16 protein-coding genes and 1 tRNA gene are annotated in these 19,185 nt (G+C 46.0%); 13 read left to right on the forward strand and 4 right to left on the reverse strand.

The genetic code is table 11. From position 1 onward, the window contains the following. Positions 1 to 339 precede the first annotated feature (339 nt). From NO352_RS22770 to NO352_RS22795, 6 genes are all read left to right on the forward strand, one after another. Positions 340 to 1,107: an SIMPL domain-containing protein gene (locus NO352_RS22770; protein WP_005545784.1), complete on the forward strand. Its 768-nt coding sequence runs from the start codon at positions 340 to 342 to the stop codon at positions 1,105 to 1,107. 434 nt (positions 1,108 to 1,541) lie between these two features. Then, complete coding sequence (locus NO352_RS22775) at positions 1,542 to 1,682, forward strand: hypothetical protein (RefSeq protein ID WP_157266721.1); 141 nt, start codon at positions 1,542 to 1,544, stop codon at positions 1,680 to 1,682. A gap of 7 nt (positions 1,683 to 1,689) precedes the next feature. Beyond that, complete coding sequence (locus tag NO352_RS22780; protein WP_005545786.1) at positions 1,690 to 2,661, forward strand: ABC transporter ATP-binding protein; 972 nt, start codon at positions 1,690 to 1,692, stop codon at positions 2,659 to 2,661. After that, complete coding sequence (locus tag NO352_RS22785) at positions 2,658 to 3,509, forward strand: ABC transporter permease (RefSeq protein WP_005545788.1); 852 nt, start codon at positions 2,658 to 2,660, stop codon at positions 3,507 to 3,509. The genes NO352_RS22780 and NO352_RS22785 overlap by 4 nt, the downstream gene beginning before the upstream one ends. Continuing rightward, on the forward strand, positions 3,506 to 4,324 hold the full coding sequence (locus NO352_RS22790; RefSeq protein WP_005545789.1) for an ABC transporter permease: 819 nt from the start codon (positions 3,506 to 3,508) through the stop codon (positions 4,322 to 4,324). The genes NO352_RS22785 and NO352_RS22790 overlap by 4 nt, the downstream gene beginning before the upstream one ends. A gap of 90 nt (positions 4,325 to 4,414) precedes the next feature. Next, entirely contained in the window at positions 4,415 to 5,461 is a 1,047-nt protein-coding gene (locus NO352_RS22795) for an ABC transporter substrate-binding protein (protein ID WP_005545790.1), read from the forward strand. 65 nt (positions 5,462 to 5,526) lie between these two features. Here NO352_RS22795 and NO352_RS22800 read toward each other — a convergent pair whose 3' ends face one another. Beyond that, on the reverse strand, positions 5,527 to 6,207 hold the full coding sequence (locus NO352_RS22800) for an alpha/beta fold hydrolase (RefSeq protein WP_289356830.1): 681 nt from the start codon (positions 6,205 to 6,207) through the stop codon (positions 5,527 to 5,529). Between the two features lie 450 nt (positions 6,208 to 6,657). On the opposite strand from NO352_RS22800, the gene NO352_RS22805 reads away from it, so the two are divergent. From NO352_RS22805 to NO352_RS22815, 3 genes are all read left to right on the forward strand, one after another. Then, the gene (locus tag NO352_RS22805; RefSeq protein WP_005545793.1) at positions 6,658 to 7,614 is read left to right on the forward strand and encodes an ABC transporter permease; all 957 of its coding nucleotides are present in this window, start codon (positions 6,658 to 6,660) and stop codon (positions 7,612 to 7,614) included. 18 nt (positions 7,615 to 7,632) lie between these two features. Beyond that, a complete protein-coding gene (locus NO352_RS22810) occupies positions 7,633 to 8,547 on the forward strand; it encodes a carbohydrate ABC transporter permease (protein ID WP_005545794.1) in 915 nt (304 codons plus the stop codon). Positions 8,548 to 8,714: 167 nt separating this feature from the next. After that, positions 8,715 to 10,313 (forward strand): extracellular solute-binding protein, encoded by a 1,599-nt coding sequence (locus tag NO352_RS22815; RefSeq protein WP_005545795.1) that lies wholly within the window; start codon positions 8,715 to 8,717, stop codon positions 10,311 to 10,313. A gap of 105 nt (positions 10,314 to 10,418) precedes the next feature. Here the strand turns inward: NO352_RS22815 and NO352_RS22820 are convergent, their stop codons facing one another. From NO352_RS22820 to NO352_RS22830, 3 genes are all read right to left on the reverse strand, one after another. Then, complete coding sequence (locus NO352_RS22820) at positions 10,419 to 12,731, reverse strand: helix-turn-helix domain-containing protein (RefSeq protein ID WP_289356833.1); 2,313 nt, start codon at positions 12,729 to 12,731, stop codon at positions 10,419 to 10,421. Between the two features lie 647 nt (positions 12,732 to 13,378). Beyond that, on the reverse strand, positions 13,379 to 13,960 hold the full coding sequence (gene clpP, locus NO352_RS22825) for an ATP-dependent Clp endopeptidase proteolytic subunit ClpP (RefSeq protein ID WP_005545797.1): 582 nt from the start codon (positions 13,958 to 13,960) through the stop codon (positions 13,379 to 13,381). Between the two features lie 204 nt (positions 13,961 to 14,164). Beyond that, positions 14,165 to 14,239: transfer RNA gene (locus NO352_RS22830), tRNA-Arg, on the reverse strand. A 571-nt stretch (positions 14,240 to 14,810) separates the two neighbouring features. Here NO352_RS22830 and NO352_RS22835 point away from each other — a divergent pair. The 4 genes from NO352_RS22835 to tpiA all read left to right on the forward strand — a co-directional run bounded on the left by NO352_RS22835 (position 14,811) and on the right by tpiA (position 19,185). Then, positions 14,811 to 15,860, forward strand: a complete 1,050-nt coding sequence (locus NO352_RS22835; protein ID WP_289356834.1) for a sugar-binding transcriptional regulator — start codon at positions 14,811 to 14,813, stop codon at positions 15,858 to 15,860. 43 nt (positions 15,861 to 15,903) lie between these two features. After that, a complete protein-coding gene (gene gap / locus NO352_RS22840) occupies positions 15,904 to 16,908 on the forward strand; it encodes a type I glyceraldehyde-3-phosphate dehydrogenase (protein WP_005545799.1) in 1,005 nt (334 codons plus the stop codon). Positions 16,909 to 17,190: 282 nt separating this feature from the next. Then, positions 17,191 to 18,372 (forward strand): phosphoglycerate kinase, encoded by a 1,182-nt coding sequence (locus NO352_RS22845; protein WP_005545800.1) that lies wholly within the window; start codon positions 17,191 to 17,193, stop codon positions 18,370 to 18,372. Positions 18,373 to 18,432: 60 nt separating this feature from the next. Continuing rightward, a complete protein-coding gene (tpiA, locus tag NO352_RS22850; RefSeq protein WP_005545801.1) occupies positions 18,433 to 19,185 on the forward strand; it encodes a triose-phosphate isomerase in 753 nt (250 codons plus the stop codon).

Raw genomic sequence — 19,185 nt, forward strand, 5'->3', positions numbered from 1 at the left:
GTGTGAAAGAGTATGAAGATCCATTCAACAGAAACAGTAGCAAGCAGAAGTAAACCAGTTTAACTGGTAAGTGAAAGTGACAAGTTACACTGAGCCTGAACAATTTATTTGTCAGGCTAGCGTCTTTAGGCGCAGTTTGGCAACAGGGGGTTATACCCCAAGTGCAAACCACCCGTTGGACGGGTGGTTTTGATTGTGAAAGATTGAGCGGTTATCATATATATTGAAAAATATCATTCCAAAGTTCCATGCTGATTTGCAACAATATTTACCTCGGCAACGTTTAGAAGGCAAGAAGCAAGTCAATCTTACATTCTATAACGCGATGGAGGAATGGTTATGACGCAATTGGCAGGAAGAACGGCATGGCGGAGAATGGCAATGGCAGTAATGCTGACAGGAGCGCTGCTTGTAGGTACAGGTGTTGCAGCTCCTGTACCGGTGAAGGCAGCGGCAGCCGAATTCAGTATTAAGGATACAGTGAGCGTGTCAGGTGTTGGCGAGTTGGAAGTTACTCCTGATGTGGCTTATGCAGAACTCGCGGTAGATACACGGGGAAAAACAGCGGCAGAAGCACAAAAACAAAATGCGGCATTATATGATAAGGTGAAGCAGGTGCTCACCAAAAAATACGGCATTCAGGAGAAGGATTTGAAGACGGTAAACTTTTCGGTCAATCCAGAGTATAAATACGAAGAAAACAAGGAGCCTCAAATTGTTGGCTATCAAGCGCAGCATGCTGTTCGTGTCACATACCGGGACTTGAGTCGATTAGGAAGCTTAGTTGATGCAGCGACTGATGCAGGTGTGAATCGAGTTGCTCGTATCCAATTCGACACCGAAAAGCGTGCCGACTATGAGGCACAAGTATTGGAGAAGGCAGTACAGCATGCAGCAAAGAAGGCGTCTGCATTGGCGAAGGCTGCCGGTCGTGAAGTAGGGGCAGCACTTACGATTGCGGAGTCCGGTGCAGACTGGTCCCCTGTACGTGTCATGTACGATACTTCCAATGCAGCTGAAATGAAGAAGGATACAGCAACAACAGATTTGCAGGGTGGACTTATTAAGCTGAATGCTCAGGTACAAATTCAGTATCAATTGAAATAAGCATCTAGTATAAATGTTCCTTTTATGAGTGTAGTCTCCTATTGTTAAATCCATGCATATTTTCCAAAGAGAAGGCGAGTAAATCAGAATAAATGGCGTTGTACCAAGGGGCACTTGTGTCAGAAATGGCATAGTGCCTTTTTGTGTGACGATGATGTTGGATTAGGGGTTGTATTTTAAGGAACAAAGCCCTAGAATGTAACAGGGGAAATGAATACTGATGTATTCTTCTATTAATATATTTCAAATAAGTGCCTAATGGCCTGATCCGTGGTGGAAGTAAGGCGAACCGTTGAAACGAAATGTATGTTTTTGTCGAAATTACGTTAAAATAAGTTGTATCGTCAGACAAAACGATGTATATTGGATATGCAAAAACGCCAACGTGAACGGGACGTAGAAGCCATACCAATGGATATGGCTTTTTTTGCTTAATGAATAAGAACGTATCCTATACACTGCGCGCATTCTTGTTCATCCCTTTTGGGGTGGTGCTGCAGAGCGTGCCAGCTGCCATTACGACGGGCATGCTGCATGCAGGAACAGCCACCTCAATTGGCAGACTGACGATGTAAGGGGTTGATGCTAATGATTGAACTGGTAAATGTGGAGAAACATTTTGCCGGGCAACCCGTTGTGCATCCTCTGTCGCTTACGATTGGCGAAGGGGAATTTTTGACGCTGCTCGGTCCGAGTGGTTGTGGGAAGACAACCATTTTACGCATGATAGCTGGCTTTGAACAGCCTTCATCTGGCCATATTCGCCTAGATGGAGAAGATGTTACGAACTTACCTCCGAACAAGCGGAATTTGAATCTTGTATTTCAACATTATGCCTTGTTCCCTCATATGACGGTCGAGCAGAACATTCAATTCGGCCTGAAAATGAAGAAAATTCCGCAGGCAGAGCAGCGTGAGCGCATTGCAGAAGCAATTCGATTGACGCAGCTTACAGCGCTTGCGAAGCGTTATCCGCATCAATTGTCCGGTGGACAGCAGCAGCGTGTTGCGATTGCTCGTGCTATTGCTAACAAGCCGAAGGTGCTTCTATTGGACGAGCCGCTTGGCGCGCTTGATTTGCAGCTTCGCAAAAACTTGCAGGCTGAACTGAAACAGTTGCAGCGGAGCTTGGGAATTACATTCGTATATGTAACCCATGACCAAGAAGAAGCGATGATGATGTCGGATCGGATCGTGATTATGAATAATGGACGTGTCGAACAGATCGACTCTCCTAAAAATATTTACGAACGCCCGGAGACGTTGTTTGCAGCTACGTTTGTTGGAGAGAACAACGTGTTCCATGAAGAGAACCTCTTTACCGTTCGTCCAGAAAAGATTCATGTGACAGCAGAAGTGGAAGGTGCACCGCGTACCGGAATTATTCAGGATATCGTTTATTTGGGGAATATCCACAAGCTGATCGTTCACTTGGATAATGACCAAACGAACGTATCGGTTGTGCTTGACTTCAAGGACGAGCGAACGTGGGAAATTGGCCAACACATCGGAGTAAGTTGGAATAAGCAGGATGAGGTGATGATCGGCTCATGAAACGCTCATTTGGCATCATTGCGCCGGTCGTATTGTGGCTGACGATATTTCTTGTCGTGCCGATGATTGCAGTTATTGCTGTGTCCTTTATGCAGCGGGACGAGCTCGGCAATATCGTCTTTTCGTTTACGCTGAACAATTATGAACGATTTTTCGATCCCTTATACTTGGGAATTTATTGGGATACACTGTGGCTATCGGTATTAACAACAATAATCTGCTTGTTGTTCAGCTATCCGCTTGCGTACTATATTTCGACGACGAGCCCGGCAAAGCAGAAGCTGCTACTCATTCTCATTACAGTTCCGTTCTGGATTAACTTCCTTATTCGGACGTATGCGTGGGTACTATTGCTTCGTACGCAAGGGATCGTCAACCAAACGCTTCTTGATTTGGGCTGGATAGCGGAGCCTCTGCAAATGCTTTATACCAAGGGTGCAGTGCTCCTTGGAATGGTTTATACGTTCATTCCGTATATGGTGCTTCCGATTTATGTATCATTGGAGCAAATGGATAAACGATTGCTTGAAGCATCCAGCGACTTGGGTGCCACAAAGTGGAAATCGTTCTTGCATATTACGTTGCCTCAGACGAAGTCTGGCATGATGACAGGCAGCGTGCTTGTCTTCGTAACAACGGCGGGTATGTTCGTGGTAACAGACATTCTGGGCGGCGCTAAGGCGCAAATGCTCAGTAATATTATACAGAATCAGTTCCTAGGTGCGCGTGACTGGCCATTCGGTTCCGCGCTGTCAGTCGTGTTCGTTATCAGTTCATTGATCATCATCGGTCTGTTCAACCGGGCACTCCGCTCCAAATATGAAGCATCGAAGGAGGCGGGGGCATGAAGGTGGCAAGCAAAAAGAAGCAGCATCCGCTGCTTGCACTCCATTCGATACTGTTAATTCTGTTTATTTATGTCCCAGTATTTTTGATTATTGCGTACTCGTTCAACAATTCGCGCATTAATTCGAATTGGAGCGGATTCACGTTCAAATGGTACAGCTCTTTGTTCGATAATCGGCAAGTAATGGAGGCGCTGAGCAACAGCTTGTCGATCGCATTGATATCTACCGTCATATCAACCGTACTTGGCACGTTGGCGGCGATAGCACTTCGCCGTATGGCTTCCCGACGTAAGCAAGGGGTAATAGGCCTATTATACTTGCCAATCATTGTGCCGGATATCATTATGGGCTTGTCCCTATTGGTATTATTCAGCCAGTTTAAAATTGAGCTGGGCAAAATGACGGTTATCATTGCACATATAACGTTCAGTATTTCGTACGTATATGTCATTGTTGCTTCCAGACTTGCCAACATGGGCAAGCAACTTGAAGAAGCAGCATCTGATCTTGGTGCTACACCATGGCAGACATTCCGCCATGTTACGCTACCTTCGATATGGCCAGGCGTGCTTGCCGGAGCAATCATGGCGTTCACACTGTCGATAGACGACTTTATGATCAGTTTCTTTGTTGCCGGGCCGAACTCAACGACCTTGCCGATCTACATTTACGGCTTGGTAAAACGGGGAATTTCTCCAGAAATCAACGCCTTATGTACGTTGATGATTATATTTAGCGTCGTGCTAATCGTACTTGCACAATGGTTGCTGAACCGTGGCAACGGAGAAAAGAAAAGCTCTATGCTGCCGTTCTAATTCACCGCTTATCAGATGTAAGCATGTGAATTTGAATCATATTAATACATTCTAAGGATCTTTTGCAGGATCAGAGAGGGGTTACAAGAATTGAACAAAAAGAAATGGTTCGCGGTCGTATTGGCCGGGATGTTGGCACTTACTGCGCTGGCAGGTTGCTCTTCTAAGCCGGAGCAAACATTGAATTTGTATAGCTGGGCAGATAACTTCGATATGGATATGATCAAGAAATTCGAATCGGAGAATAACGTAAAAGTTAACTATGCGATTTTTGCCAACAACGAGGAACTGCTGGCGAAGTTGAAAGCCGGCGGCGCGAATTATGATTTAATTCAACCGTCCGACTACATGGTGGCTAGCATGATTAAGCAAGATTTGCTGGAGCCACTTGATTTAAATCAAATTCCGAATTTCCAATACGTCACGGATCGTTTCAAAAACCCTGAATTTGATCCCGGCAACAAGTATTCCATCGTATATACATGGGGTGTTACAGGCATTGCCTATAACACAAAATATGTGAAGCAAGCTCCAACCGATTGGGCGGATTTGTGGAAGGATGAGTACAAAGGAAAGGTACTCCTTCTGGATGACAACCGTGAAATCATCGGAATGGCGCTGAAGAAGGCGGGCAAGTCGAACAGCTCTGAAAATGAAGCTGATATTAACGCAGCTGTTGATGATCTGCGTAAGCTAGTGCCGAACGTGCTTGCGTTTGATACAGACAACATCAAGCAGAAGATGATTGCGGAAGAAGGCTGGATTGGCACAGTATGGTCTGGCGACGCTTCTGTCATTCATGGAGAAAATCCGGATGTTGCATTCATGATTCCGAAGACAGGAAGCACGATCTTCTCGGACAACTACGCAATTCCAAAGGGCTCTAAAAATAAGGAATTGGCACAGAAATTCATCAACTTCATGCTTGATCCAGAGAACAGCGCAAAGAACTATGAGTCCATCGGCTACAGCAACCCTGTGACGAAGGCGAAAGAGTTCCATAGCAAAGAGTATTTGGATAACAAAATGATCAATTTGTCTGACGACGAGCTGACTCGTACGGAGTGGCTTGGCGATGTCGGTAAACATCTGCAGTTGTATGACCGCATGTGGACGGAATTGAAGAGCGGAAGATAATCAAGCATATCTAAAATGATAAGAGAAAGCCCCTGATCTGTTGTAGATCAGGGGCTTTTTTGCATTTATATGTCTATTAGCAGCTTGGACAATTGCTTAGGCTGTGTCTTCATGAGCCAATGTCCTCCTTGTTCGATGCTCAAATGACGCCATCCAGCTTCTCGCGCCCGTAATGCCATTGCACGGAAGAAAGCGGTCATTGGCCAGCTATCTGGATTGTCCAGCGGTTCTATGTAAGTACGGGGGATTTGTGCAGCATGCCCATTAGAAATAGAGATCTTCTGCATATAAGCACGAGTCGGCATTGGCGATTTTAGCGGATCTGATGGGTCACGCGGTGCAATAAATTCCGGTGTATTGTCATCTGGCGTGTCGTTATAGGGGGTGTCCAGAAATGGGGCAGATAACGTTGATACCGATTCACCATGACGTGGCACCATAGCATCTACATACACAAGGTGCTTGATTCGATCAGGAACCTGTTCGGCCGCCCCTGTGATGACCATGCCAGAGAAGCTATGACCAACAAGAATGACATCTTCCAGCTGCTCATAGGTAATGACCCCTACAATATCCTGAATGAATGTATCTAAGTCAATTTCGGGATGTGCCAAGTGCGTCCGTTCCCCAAGCCCGGTGAGTGAGGGAGTGTATACGTCATGGCCAGCTTGCCGGAGGAAAGCAGCTACCTCCTTCCATACAAAACCGCCATCCCAAGCTCCGTGAACAAGAAGATAGGTAGACAATTGAATCTTGCTCCTTTCATCACAAATATAAGTTCGATAATTATAGAACTATCATACAATAACACCTCACTTTAAGCAATAGTTGGTTCGGTCAACCAGTCATTATTTTCATCTACCAGAGTTGTAAGAGGTGTTTTACGGCATGTTTTTCCTGACAATGTGTAAGATTTGGTGTGTGATCGGCAACATCAAATTTAACCAATTTTGCGGCAACTGGAGTGACTGCGGGCTAGGCGATGAGTTCAAAAAACCGCACAATGGCGCGGTTGTAAAGGATATGTAACGACAATGCGGAAACGACATATTTACGTTATTGGTAAAGGATGCCTACAATTATCTCATGAAAGCGCTAGCACGGCTTCGTCCATCGTTAATGCGCGACATGTCAATATCATGTGCAGCATCGGCGATGCCAATCATGCCATCATTTGAAAGGAGGGAGTGGACACGATGCAAGGAAATGGACAGAGTGCCCTTTCAATGAACGTGGTTCCAAATAAGAAGAAACCGACGTGGAAGAAGATGCTTCAGAATTGGGAGTTGTATTTATTTATTGCTCCTGCATTTTTGTACTTCCTCATTTTCCATTACGGCCCGATGTACGGAATTCAAATCGCTTTCAAAAACTTTATCCCAGCGAAAGGGATTATGGGGAGCCCATGGGTTGGATTTGACCATTTCGAACGTTTCTTCAATTCTTATTACTTCTGGGATTTGCTTTGGAATACGCTGAGCATCAGCTTGTATGAGCTGGCGGTAGGCTTCCCGCTGCCGATTATATTGGCGCTTGCCTTCAATGAGATTAAGGATGGGGTATTCAAGCGGACGGTTCAAACCGTAACCTATGCGCCGCATTTCATTTCCGTTGTCGTAATGGCAGGTATTATTATTACGTTCCTGTCTCCTTCAACTGGTATTATCATTCATATTATTAAATTCTTTGGGTTTGAGCCGGCTGCATTCTTAACCGATCCAGCCTGGTTTAAGACGATGTATGTCTTGTCTGGTGTTTGGCAGGGCACAGGTTGGGGTACGATCATTTATTTGGCAGCCTTATCGGGCGTTGATCCGCAGCTGCATGAAGCAGCCATCGTGGACGGTGCAAGTCGATTCCAGCGTATTTTGCATATTAACATTCCGGCAATTGTGCCGACAATTACGATTTTGCTCATTTTGAACATGGGCAGCATTCTTGGTGTCGGATTTGAAAAGATCTTGCTTTTGCAAAACCCGCTCAACAAAGAAGCGTCCGACGTTATTTCCACCTTCGTGTATCGATCTGGTCTAGTCGATGCGCAATATAGCTTCTCTACAGCGATTGGCTTGTTCAACTCAATCGTGAACGCTATTTTGCTCATTGTAGTTAACCAAATCGCACGTCGCACGAGTGAAAACAGCTTGTGGTAGGAAGGAGGAGAACAGCACATGGCAGCTGCTGCAGTGAAAGAAACGAGAGCGGATAAAATATTCATCGTATGTAACTATATCTATTTGACGATTGCGCTAATCCTGGTGCTTTATCCAGTTTTGTATATCTTGAGTGCGTCGATCAGTGATCCGAAGTATGTAGCATCAGGCGAAATGTGGCTATTCCCTAAAGGTATCACATTCGAAGGGTATGCCAGAGTGTTCGAGAACTCAAAGATTTGGAACGGTTATGCAAATACGATTCTTTATACGGTTGTCGGGACTTGTGTGAATCTTTTTGTAACGCTACCGGCGGCATATGCATTGAGTCGTTCTGACTTTATCGGTCGCGGCTTCTTTATGGGGATGTTCTTATTCACGATGTTTTTCGGCGGTGGTCTGGTTCCTGGCTATCTCCTCATTAAGGAACTGGGGCTTATCAACAGCATGTGGGCCTTAATCCTGCCGGGTGCAGCGTCTGTATGGAACATAATCGTTGCACGCACGTTCTTCCAATCTACGATACCTAAGGAGCTCCAAGAAGCGGCAAGCATCGATGGCTGCACGAATTTGCGGTTGTTCCTGCGCATTATATTGCCGTTGTCGGCTCCAATTATTGCGGTTATGGCGCTCTTTTATGGAGTAGGACACTGGAACAGTTACTTTGGGGCCTTGATTTACTTGAATGACGAAGTGAAATATCCGTTGCAAATGATCCTGCGTCAAATTTTGGTTCTCCAAGAGATGTCGGCAGAGACTACAGGAGCAGCGGTAAGCAGCTCAGTAGCTGCTGCGCTGAACAACAAGGCAGAAATTGCAGCTCTGGTGAAATACTCTGTCATTATCGTATCGACCTTGCCTGTCATCGTTGTGTATCCGTTCTTGCAACGGTATTTCGTGCAAGGTGTTATGATCGGTTCTGTCAAAGGCTGATTATTATTGAGTATTGATTGTATGCCTCTATATAAGATTCATGTAAGTACGTCGGATGTGGCTTGTTACAGGGTTGAATGCTTCAACGGTAATAATCGAAGGTGCCAACGCCTTTGTTTATTATAAAGAAGGACATTATACGAATCATCAAAGGGAGGATCATCGCCATGCAGAAATGGAAAAAAACATGTGCGCTGCTGTTGTCTATGAGCTTGATCTTCACAATGCTCGCAGGATGCGGTTCATCTTCGGATAAGCCTGCGGCAGAGGCGGGCCAAGGCAATGTAGAGAACTTGAACAAGGAAGGCTATCCAATTGTTAAAGAGTCAATTACCTTGACGATGATGGGCCAGGATGTCGGCATTCAAAACTGGAAGGACATGGACTTCTTCAAGAAGATGGAGGAGAAGACAGGGGTTAAATTCGAATTTCAGAATGCGCCGCTCGACAGCTTCGATACGAAACGCAACCTGGTATTCGCAAGTGGAGAATACCCGGATGTATTTTTCTCTGGTCAGCTAAAGACTGCGGATGAAGTAAACTATGGCGCACAAGGTGCCTTGATTCCGCTGGAAGGACTCCTAGAACAGTATGCACCTAACTTGACCAAGATTTTGAATGATCACCCTGATATTCGTAAGTCGATTACAACACCGGATGGACATATCTACTCCTTGCCGAACATTGATTTGGATGCAGGCTGGTATCGTGGTCCGCTCTGGTATAACGGCAAGTTCCTGAAGAAGCTTGGCATTGAGAAGGTACCATCGACAATTGATGAGCTGTACACGTACTTGAAGCGTGTTAAGGAAGAAGATCCGAATGGCAACGGCAAGCAGGATGAAGTGCCATTGGCCTCGGTAAAATTGAACGACATTCGTATGTGGCTGCTTGGCTCTTGGGGCATCTATAATGAGGTTATCTATGCTGACAAAGCGAACAAAGTACACTACACGCCAATGGAAGAAGGCTACAAAGGCTACCTGACATTCTTGAACAAGCTGTGGAACGAAGACTTGCTGGATAAGGAAACATTCTCGCAAACGGATGAGCAGAAGAAGGCGAAAGGGAAAAACAATCAAATCGGATTGTTCTCTGACTACCATGCCTACTTTACATTGGGCGGAGAGCCTAGCATGACAGATCCAATGTATGCACCAGTAAAGAGCGAAATGTCCGAGCCGGTAGCTGCGAAGCACCCTGGCTTGATTACAGGCGCATTTGCCATTACGAATAAGAACAAGAATCCAGAAGCAACAATCCGTTGGATTGATTACTTGTACTCGGTAGAAGGATCAGAATTGCTTAGCTTTGGCCCAGAGGGCATACTGTGGGAATATGTGAACAAGGACGATCATACGAAAAAATGGCTGCCAGTACCAGGGGGCGGCGATCGTGAGGAATACCGTGCAAAGCTGACACCGGACTATGGTACGATTGTTCCGAAGCTGGCTAGTGAAGAAGTGGGTCGCGGTTTCCAAGGCGACTTCGAGAAGTGGCTGAAGAAAGAAACCGATGAGAAGATTATCCCAATCGCAAAGGTTCCATTCCCAAGCGTATACTTGTCTGAAGCAGATCAGCAGCAAGTGAGCAGCATGCGCTCCGATCTCGATAAGTATGTAGAGCAAATGGAAGCGAAGTTCGTGACAGGCCAAGAATCTCTGGCGAACTGGGATAAATACGTAGAGACCCTGAAGAAAATGGGTGCTGATAAGATCGTTGAGATTTATCAAAAAGCCTATGATCAATGGAATACAGCGAAGTAAGCGTATTGAAATACAGTATGAAAATGCAAGATAGCTAATCGGATGAAAATAGAGCACCTTGGGCTTGTGTATCTGCCCAGGTGCTCTATTTCTTAGCGATATCTATTAGGATTCATCATCCGCATCAGCGGCAGCTTTCGCTTGCTCGCTTGAGGCGTGAAGCTTCCGGTATTGGCCAGGTGTATAGCCGGTTTCCTTCTTGAACTTGCGAATGAAGTTCGGAGTATCCAAATATCCAACCCTAACAATGATATCCTTCAGCGGATCGCTTGTTGTGAGCAGCTGACGGATGACCTCATCCATGCGCCGCTGCCATATATATTGGGAGAAGTTGCTTCCGGTCTTCTCCTTGAAGGCACGGCTTAAATAGGAGGACGAAATCGAGAACTTCTGTGCAACTCCTTCAAGGCTTAAACTGTAATCGGTATACTGTTGATCGATAAAGGCAATGGCATTATCCATTAACGAAATCTGCTCGGACTCTGTATTGCGCTCGACCTGTTCGCAAATGTGTGCGGCCAATAGCTGTAGCTTTTTTTCGAGCTCCTCTAGCGATTCGAATGAAGTAAAGCCGGGAATATCGCGAATCAATTCATTTAGGCCGAGCTCGGATGCTGTTTTCAACAGCGTATTCATAATATCAAAACAAATGCAGCGCAGCAGAGAGATGGATAGGCGCTCTGCTTTCAGCTTGATGAATATGGCTTCAATCATTTGCATAGCGATGGTGTCGTTGCCCTGCTTCAAGCTCTGCGTGAGCTTCAGAAGGGAATCCTTCGCAATCCAGAACGTATCGCTCGGAGTATGAGAGAGCTTGTCGAAGTACGTAATGCTGCCTTTCCCATTCGCCATTCGATATTCGAGTGCAGAAGCCGCCTCAATATAAGACTGATTCAGCAGCACCGCATTTTCGTAAGCTGTACCGACGCCGATAGAGGGGATAAGATGGGTGCTCTCCATTACGATAATGCGCAGTGCATCGACAATTTGCTCCATTCGATGCCCGACCGTGATTTGCGTATCTTCGTTCATGGTTACAATGAGTGCAAATTGATCAAAATGCGGCAGTTCGATGCCATACGCATGGGTACCGTAATCAGGGATTTCGATTTCCTCAAGCAACTCGGCAATGTGTTGGCGATGATGCAGTGCATCAGTTACGCCAGGGTATTCATCCCATGAGATGGCGATTACGAAATAATGCTTGCCTGTCAGCTCAATTCCGAGTACGTCCATGATATGTTCCGATTCAGGGTTATCCAGCTTCCCGTGCTTAAGCAGCATAAGCAGAAATTGGTTACGGGCAAATGGCTCCTGAATATCGACGCGGGCGCTATAGTCGTGTAAGGCTTTGCGGATCCATTCCAACTCATTGCGTGACTTCTGTACATGCTGTGTGGATGTCGCCTCTGTTGCTTCCGCCTTGAGCATGGCAAATTCCATCAAATCGTGGATCGGGTGATATTGCTTGCGGGCAAGGAATACAGCAGCCAAAATGCCACCTAACACGACGACGGCAAAGGCGAGCAGGAAAAACGTCTGAATATGGAATACGCGTCCAAAAAATTGCTCGCTCGGCATAGCCGTTACATAGGTCCATCCATTCATGGAGGATTTGACGGACACAACGGATTGTTGTCTGTTATCCAGCTTTAAGCTGTGGATGCCGGATCCGAGCGCTGAAAGCAAATGAATTTCATTTTTTGGAATAGGCTCACCATGGTTGTTCTGTGTAAGTACACGTCCCTTTTCATCAAAAATGTACGTGTTGCCCTTGAACCCGTTCAAGATGGTATCCATCAGTCCAGTAAGCTTGGATTCCTCCATTAGGAAGAGCACCGTTCCATGCGGAGAAGAGCTGTTTGGTGTAATCGGAATCATATACGCAAGCATGGACTTTGTAATATTCATATTTAAGTTGACCGATTCAGCAGGCCGAACTATGGGATACAGTTCTGTTTCTAGTCCATGAATAATATCCTTTTTATTCCAGTCTTCGAACAAATAATATTGCTCAAAGAGCACATTAACATTGGTCATTCCTTTCGGAGAGTAGATAGCTTGAGTATTGCGGTAATAGAGGAATAGTTCTTCCAAGATGGAGCTATTCGCTTTGTATTTGCCGAGTGCGGATATCGCGTCACGGCTGTAATAAGGATGCCGAATCATATATGGAGTCAATTGTTCGTCATAGGCAATGCGTGAAGCAATATCCCGGAGTTCCGTCATGCGAGAATCAATATTCAGTTTCACCTGATTAAGCTGATTCACGTTCGATTGTTCAATTTCGGAGCGCAGATTGTTGACGGCATTTTGATAGATGAAGATAGTAAGAACCACTAATGGGATGAGAAAAATCAAAATATACGACCATATGTACTGTAATAGCAGCTTCGACCGAAAATAGTTCCAACTCATCCTGACAAACCTCCTAGTAGTCCCTGATGTAATCTTGCTATGAAGTGAATCTTGCAAAAATTAAGAAGACAATCTATTCGAGAAGAGATGTTGATGATTTGTAATCATTGTATACGTTTCGACTCGTCTGTAAAGCGAGAAATCAGAAAAAATCAGCAATATTCTTATTGTAAACGATTCCAATGGGAAATGGAATGATTTCATGGCGCGTACAACTATTTTTGTGGAGAGGACAATCGAAGGGGATTTTAAGGTGAGGAAGCGCATTTTATCTTATTTTAAGGTTCAGTTCAGTTTTCTTTAATGTAACTCTAGTATTCTAACAATGGACCGAATGACAGATGAGTTCTTGCGAAGGAGGGTTGCCGGCAGCGATTACTGGCCTTGGTCAACCGGAAGTCTTCCGTTGCACCAGGTGATCCGTTTCATCTTTCTCATGGTTTACAGTTTACCCCTAGAACATATATAGACCGCATCAGCGTTTACGCGATGCGGTCCTTTTTTTATGGACAAGAGTATGCCTACAGCCGTTTCTTGGACTACGATTTATTGTTGGGTGTGGAAATACAGACAAAAAAGATCGAGCCAGCGTTCAAGAACACAGACTCGACCTTTGCCTTCAAGTAGTAGAAAAGGAATGTTGGAAATTATTCTTTGCCAAGAACCTTATCGACAAGACCATAATCAAACGCCTCTTGGGCAGACATGAAGTAATCGCGATCTGTGTCGCGCTCCACGCGCTCAAGCGGTTGTCCCGTGCGCTCTGCCAAGATCTTGTTCAAGTTGTCGCGCATCTTCAAGATGCGACGTGCGCGGATTTCGATATCGGTAGCTTGACCTTGAGCTCCGCCAAGCGGCTGGTGAATCATAATTTCGCTATTCGGCAGCGCGAAGCGCTTGCCCTTAGCGCCTGCGTTCAGCAGAAAAGCGCCCATGGAGGCAGCCATGCCGACGCAAATCGTAGATACGTCTGGCTTAATGTGCTGCATTGTATCGTATATGGCCATGCCGGCCGAGATAGAACCGCCCGGGCTATTGATGTATAAATGGATATCCTTTTCCGGGTCATCTGCAGCCAGGAACAACAACTGGGCGATAATCGAATTCGCCACCAGATCGTTCACTTCTGTTCCGAGGAAAATGATGCGATCCTTCAACAACCGGGAATAAATATCATAGGATCTTTCACCACGATTCGTTTGTTCAACAACTACGGGTACATAACTCAAGATAACCCCTCCTCACTAAATGTCGTTACACATCCAATATAAAGGACATAAAACAAAAAGTCAAAGATGGTCAAACTATGTCGAGAAAAAAACATCTATCCTTTCGCTTCTGCAAAATTCAAGATGTTGCTTCCGTGCTTATGTACCTAAATATATGCGTAACGTAGCTTCTTATCCTGTACCAAATAAGGACAGGAGTGTAATTGGCGCGCCCGCAAGGAATCGAACCTTGATCTCAGGCTCCGGAGGCCTACGTCATATCCATTGGACCACGGGCGCATTCATACAAGAGCAAAACTTATTATATAAGAAAGCGTATAACAAAGTCAAGTGAGCGCCCCTGAATTATTTCCTTTTCCTATGGATGGGGTAACAAGTCGCTTCTACTTATAAGATAAAGTACTTGCCAGCATAATATTTGGACTCTAATGAAAAGCTAGGTCTCGCTTCACAACGCTGACCGTACAGTTTTCATTTTTTATTCCTCTGGAGGCTCAAATTTTTTGTAAACGTTGTAAGGTCAAGCATGATGTCCATCATTCCTGTCTATACTGAAAAATGTCGAGATTGATTTAGAAAAAATGTATGAACATGTCGCATTTTGGGTTAATTACTTCATAGGCGCTCGAATGTCTTTGGACAGGCTGTCTAATTATGAATAACTTTGATATTGCTTGCTCATTATAGAGTTGTTCCTTAGCATGAAAATTTTGATTTTTGGGTGTATGTACTGGGGTTCTGGCTACTTGCAAGTTGCCTCATTATTCGGTAGAATAGTGGTGGGACAAAAAATGTAGAGATGGGACGTTTTTAGTCCAATGGTTGCTTATGGGAAGCAGGAGTGGAGAGAATGCGTGAGTGGTTGGAAATACAGAAGCGACTTCTACCTGAACTCATTGAACTGTTGAAGAAGCGTTACACCATCCTGCATCAAATCATGTTGTCCGACTCCATCGGGAGAAGAACGCTGGCAACGTCATTGCAGATGACCGAGCGTGTGCTCCGTGCAGAAACCGACTTATTGAAGGCACAAGGCCTGATTGATTCGGATAACACGGGGATGCGAATCACTGATGAAGGCCGGCAACTTGTCCGGAAGCTGGAATCCGTGATGGGTGAACTGCTCGGAATGCGCCAGCTGGAGGAGAGTATCCGCCAAGCATTTGGTTTGAAGCAGGTCATTGTCGTACCCGGCAATTCGGATGTATCGCCTGTCGTTAAACAGGAACTTGGGCAAGCGGCTTGTAAAGCGCTCAGCAGCGTAATGGACAAGGAAGATGTCGTGGCGGTGACAGGCGGCTCCACATTGGCTGCAATGGCAGATCAATTGACGAGTCCAACACCGTTGAAAGGCAACTGGTTCGTACCCGCTCGTGGTGGACTTGGGGAGAGCTTGGAACATCAAGCGAACACAATCGCATCCACGATGGCGAAGCGCGTAGGCGCTCAGTATCGGCTCTTGCATGTGCCAGACTTGCTGAGTGAGGAAGCATACCAGTCGCTGAAGCAGGAACCGAACATCCAAGATATTTTGCGAGTCATACGCCATGCACGCATCGTCGTGCATGGCATTGGAGAGGCCCTCGTCATGGCGAAGCGTCGCCGGGCGGATGAGGAGACGATCCAGCAGTTGCTCCAGGAAGGAGCACTTGCAGAAGCATTCGGGTATTATTTCGACCGAGACGGACATGTCGTACATACGATGCTGACACTAGGCCTTCGCCTAGAGGATATTTCTCGTACGGAGGTTGTCATCGCCGTTGCTGGAGGTCAAAGTAAGGGTGAATCCATTACCGCTGTGCTTCGTGCAGGACATGAAGACATTCTCGTCATTGATGAGGCAGCAGCTATGGAAGTATTGAAACATTGTGGTCTCGATGTGCCTTACAGGCCGTCTTGAGATATATAAAAAAAAATTGCGAAGGAAATGGGAGGAATCATCAATGGTTAAAGTTGGTATTAACGGCTTTGGTCGTATCGGACGTAACGTATTCCGCGCAGCATTGAACAATCCAGAAGTAGAAATCGTTGCAATCAACGATTTGACAGACGTAAAGACTCTGGCTCACCTGTTGAAATATGACACAACTCACGGCAAATTCGAAGCTTCCGTAGAAGCTAAAGAGGGCGCTTTGATTGTTAACGGCCGCGAAGTGAAAGTATTCGCTGAGCGCAACCCTGAGAACTTGCCTTGGGGCGCTAACGGCGTTGAAATCGTTGTTGAGTCCACTGGTATCTTCACAGCGAAAGATAAAGCTGAAATGCACTTGAAAGGCGGCGCGAAGAAAGTTATCATCTCCGCACCTGCTACTAACGAAGATATTACAATCGTTATGGGCGTTAACGAAGATAAGTATGACGCTGCTAACCACACAATCATCTCCAATGCTTCTTGCACAACGAACTGCTTGGCTCCATTCGCAAAAGTATTGCATGAGAAATTCGGTATCGTTAAAGGTATGATGAACACAATTCACTCCTACACTAACGACCAAAACGTTCTTGACTTGCCGCACAAAGACTTGCGTCGTGCTCGTGCAGCAGCTCAAAACATCATTCCTACAACAACTGGAGCTGCTAAAGCGGTATCCCTCGTATTGCCTGAATTGAAAGGCAAATTGAACGGTATGTCCATGCGCGTTCCTACTCCTAACGTATCCGTTACGGACTTGGTAGTAGAACTTGAGAAGGACGTTACAGTTGAAGAAGTGAATGCAGCTTTGAAAGAAGCAGCTGAGGGCCCATTGAAAGGCATCTTGAACTACTCCGAAGAGCCATTGGTATCCAGCGACTACAACGGCGACCCAGCTTCCTCCACTATCGATGCTTTGACAACGATGGTAATCGGCGGCAACTTGGTGAAAGTTGTATCCTGGTACGACAACGAGTGGGGCTACTCCAACCGCGTTGTAGACTTGGCAGCTTTCATCGCAAAAAAAGGTCTGTAATCGCATAGCACTTACAATCAAAGAGGAGTGACCGTTTAGGCCTCCTCTTTTGATCCTTATAGTGCCTAGAGCATATCGAGAACCAGTGCGGACACAGATTTGTATAGATATACAGAGATAGAGAGTACAGAGAGAAACCAGAACATATTAACGAACGATATACGATATAATAGAGAGAAAGATTTAGATGGAACCCATACAGAACATGAACACAGAACATACCGAACAACACACCAGAGAGAGGCGTGTGCCGGTGTAAGCGACGATAGGAGGAACACGGGGATGAACAAGAAAAGTGTGCGTGATGTAGAAGTTAAAGGTAAGCGCGTATTCGTACGTGTCGATTTCAACGTGCCATTGGAAAATGGTGTGATTACGGATGATACACGTGTACGAGAAACGCTGCCAACAATTAACTACTTGGTGGAACAAGGTGCGAAAGTTATTTTGGCAAGCCACATGGGTCGTCCGAAGGGCGAAGTTGTGGATTCCATGCGTCTGACACCTGCAGCAGTACGTCTTGGCGAACTGCTTGGCAAGCCCGTTAAGAAGTTGGACGAGTCGATTGGTGAAAACGTAAAAGCTGAAATTGCAAAAATGGAAAACGGCGACGTTATCGTGCTTGAAAACGTTCGTTTCCACAAAGGCGAAGAGAAGAACGATCCAGAATTGGCTAAAGCCTTCGCTGAGCTTGCGGACTTGTATGTGAACGACGCGTTCGGCGCGGCTCACCGTGCACATGCATCCACTGAAGGCATCGCACATCACTTGCCAGCCGTGTCCGGCTTGTTGATGGAGAAAGAATTGAATGTACTGAGCAAAGCGCTGACGAACCCTGAGCGTCCATTTACAGCAATCGTTGGTGGATCCAAGGTTAAAGATAAAATCGACGTTATCAACAAAATGTTGGAAATCGCTGACAATATCGTCATTGGCGGCGGCTTGACGTACACATTCTTCAAAGCACAAGGCAACGAAATCGGGAAGTCGCTTGTCGACAACGAGAAGCTTGATGTTGCACTTGGCTTCATCGAAAAAGCAAAAGAACTTGGTAAAAACCTCTATTTGCCAGTAGATATCGTAGTTACAGACGACTTCAGCGCTGATGCAAACACGCAAGTGGTATCGATCGACAGCATTCCTGCAGAGTGGGAAGGCATTGACATCGGTCCAGAAACTCGTGAAATCTATGCTGACGTTATCAAGAATTCCAAGCTTGTTGTATGGAACGGGCCTATGGGCGTATTCGAAATCGAGCCGTTCTCTCATGGTACGCGTGCTGTAGCAGAAGCATGTGCGGAAACTGCTGGTTACACAATCATTGGCGGCGGCGACTCTGCAGCAGCGGTTGAGAAGTTCAAGCTGAAAGATAAAATGGATCACATCTCCACAGGCGGCGGCGCTTCCCTTGAATTCATGGAAGGCAAAGCATTGCCAGGCGTGGTTGCATTGAACGATAAGTAAGAGAGCAAGTAAGGGGATTGCGGCTTCGGCCGCTCCCTTATGCGTAAAGGAGTGAATCGTGTGAGACAACCGATTATCGCAGGGAACTGGAAAATGTTCAAAACGGTATCGGAAGCGGTCGCTTTCGTATCCGAAGTGAAAGGCAAAGCAGAGGTGGAAGGCGTAGAGAGCGTACTCTGCGCACCATTTACAAACTTGCCAGCATTGGTTGAAGCAGTGAAAGGGACAAGCATCAAGATTGGTGCGCAAAACCTCCACTTCGAAGATTCCGGTGCATTCACAGGCGAAATTTCCGGCGCAATGTTGAAAGATCTTGGCGTACACTACGTCATTATCGGACATTCCGAGCGTCGTGCATACTTCGCGGAAACTGATGAAACGGTAAATAAAAAGATGCATGCAGCATTCCGTCATGGCTTGACGCCAATCGTATGTGTAGGTGAATCGCTTGAAGAGCGTGAATCCGGCAAAACGAACGACGTGTGCAAAGTGCAAACGGAAGCAGCATTCCAAGGATTGTCTGCTGAACAAGCTAAGGCAGCTGTTATCGCTTATGAGCCAATCTGGGCGATCGGTACTGGGAAATCCTCCACAGCGAAAGATGCGAATGAAGTTATCAGCTACATCCGCAGCGTTGTGAAGGGCTTGTACAATGACGAAGTTGCGGCAGCTGTTCGCATTCAATACGGCGGAAGCGTTAAACCTGAAAATGTACGTGAATACATGGCAGAAAGTGATATTGACGGCGCATTGGTAGGCGGCGCAAGCTTGCAACCAGCTTCCTACATCTCCTTGGTGGAAGGAGCGAAGTAA

This window comes from Paenibacillus sp. S-12 (assembly GCF_030363895.1).
Taxonomy (GTDB): domain Bacteria; phylum Bacillota; class Bacilli; order Paenibacillales; family Paenibacillaceae; genus Paenibacillus_B; species Paenibacillus_B alvei.

What these genes read in the sequence shown, in the direction of transcription:
- NO352_RS22770 (WP_005545784.1), top strand. Translation starts at nt 340, where the DNA reads ATGACGCAATTGGCAGGAAGAACGGCATGGCGGAGAATGGCAATGGCA.
- NO352_RS22775 (WP_157266721.1), top strand. Translation starts at nt 1,542, where the DNA reads ATGAATAAGAACGTATCCTATACACTGCGCGCATTCTTGTTCATCCCT.
- NO352_RS22780 (WP_005545786.1), top strand. Translation starts at nt 1,690, where the DNA reads ATGCTAATGATTGAACTGGTAAATGTGGAGAAACATTTTGCCGGGCAA.
- NO352_RS22785 (WP_005545788.1), top strand. Translation starts at nt 2,658, where the DNA reads ATGAAACGCTCATTTGGCATCATTGCGCCGGTCGTATTGTGGCTGACG.
- NO352_RS22790 (WP_005545789.1), top strand. Translation starts at nt 3,506, where the DNA reads ATGAAGGTGGCAAGCAAAAAGAAGCAGCATCCGCTGCTTGCACTCCAT.
- NO352_RS22805 (WP_005545793.1), top strand. Translation starts at nt 6,658, where the DNA reads ATGCAAGGAAATGGACAGAGTGCCCTTTCAATGAACGTGGTTCCAAAT.
- NO352_RS22810 (WP_005545794.1), top strand. Translation starts at nt 7,633, where the DNA reads ATGGCAGCTGCTGCAGTGAAAGAAACGAGAGCGGATAAAATATTCATC.
- NO352_RS22815 (WP_005545795.1), top strand. Translation starts at nt 8,715, where the DNA reads ATGCAGAAATGGAAAAAAACATGTGCGCTGCTGTTGTCTATGAGCTTG.
- NO352_RS22820 (WP_289356833.1), bottom strand. Translation starts at nt 12,731, where the DNA reads ATGAGTTGGAACTATTTTCGGTCGAAGCTGCTATTACAGTACATATGG.
- NO352_RS22835 (WP_289356834.1), top strand. Translation starts at nt 14,811, where the DNA reads ATGCGTGAGTGGTTGGAAATACAGAAGCGACTTCTACCTGAACTCATT.
- gap (WP_005545799.1), top strand. Translation starts at nt 15,904, where the DNA reads ATGGTTAAAGTTGGTATTAACGGCTTTGGTCGTATCGGACGTAACGTA.
- NO352_RS22845 (WP_005545800.1), top strand. Translation starts at nt 17,191, where the DNA reads ATGAACAAGAAAAGTGTGCGTGATGTAGAAGTTAAAGGTAAGCGCGTA.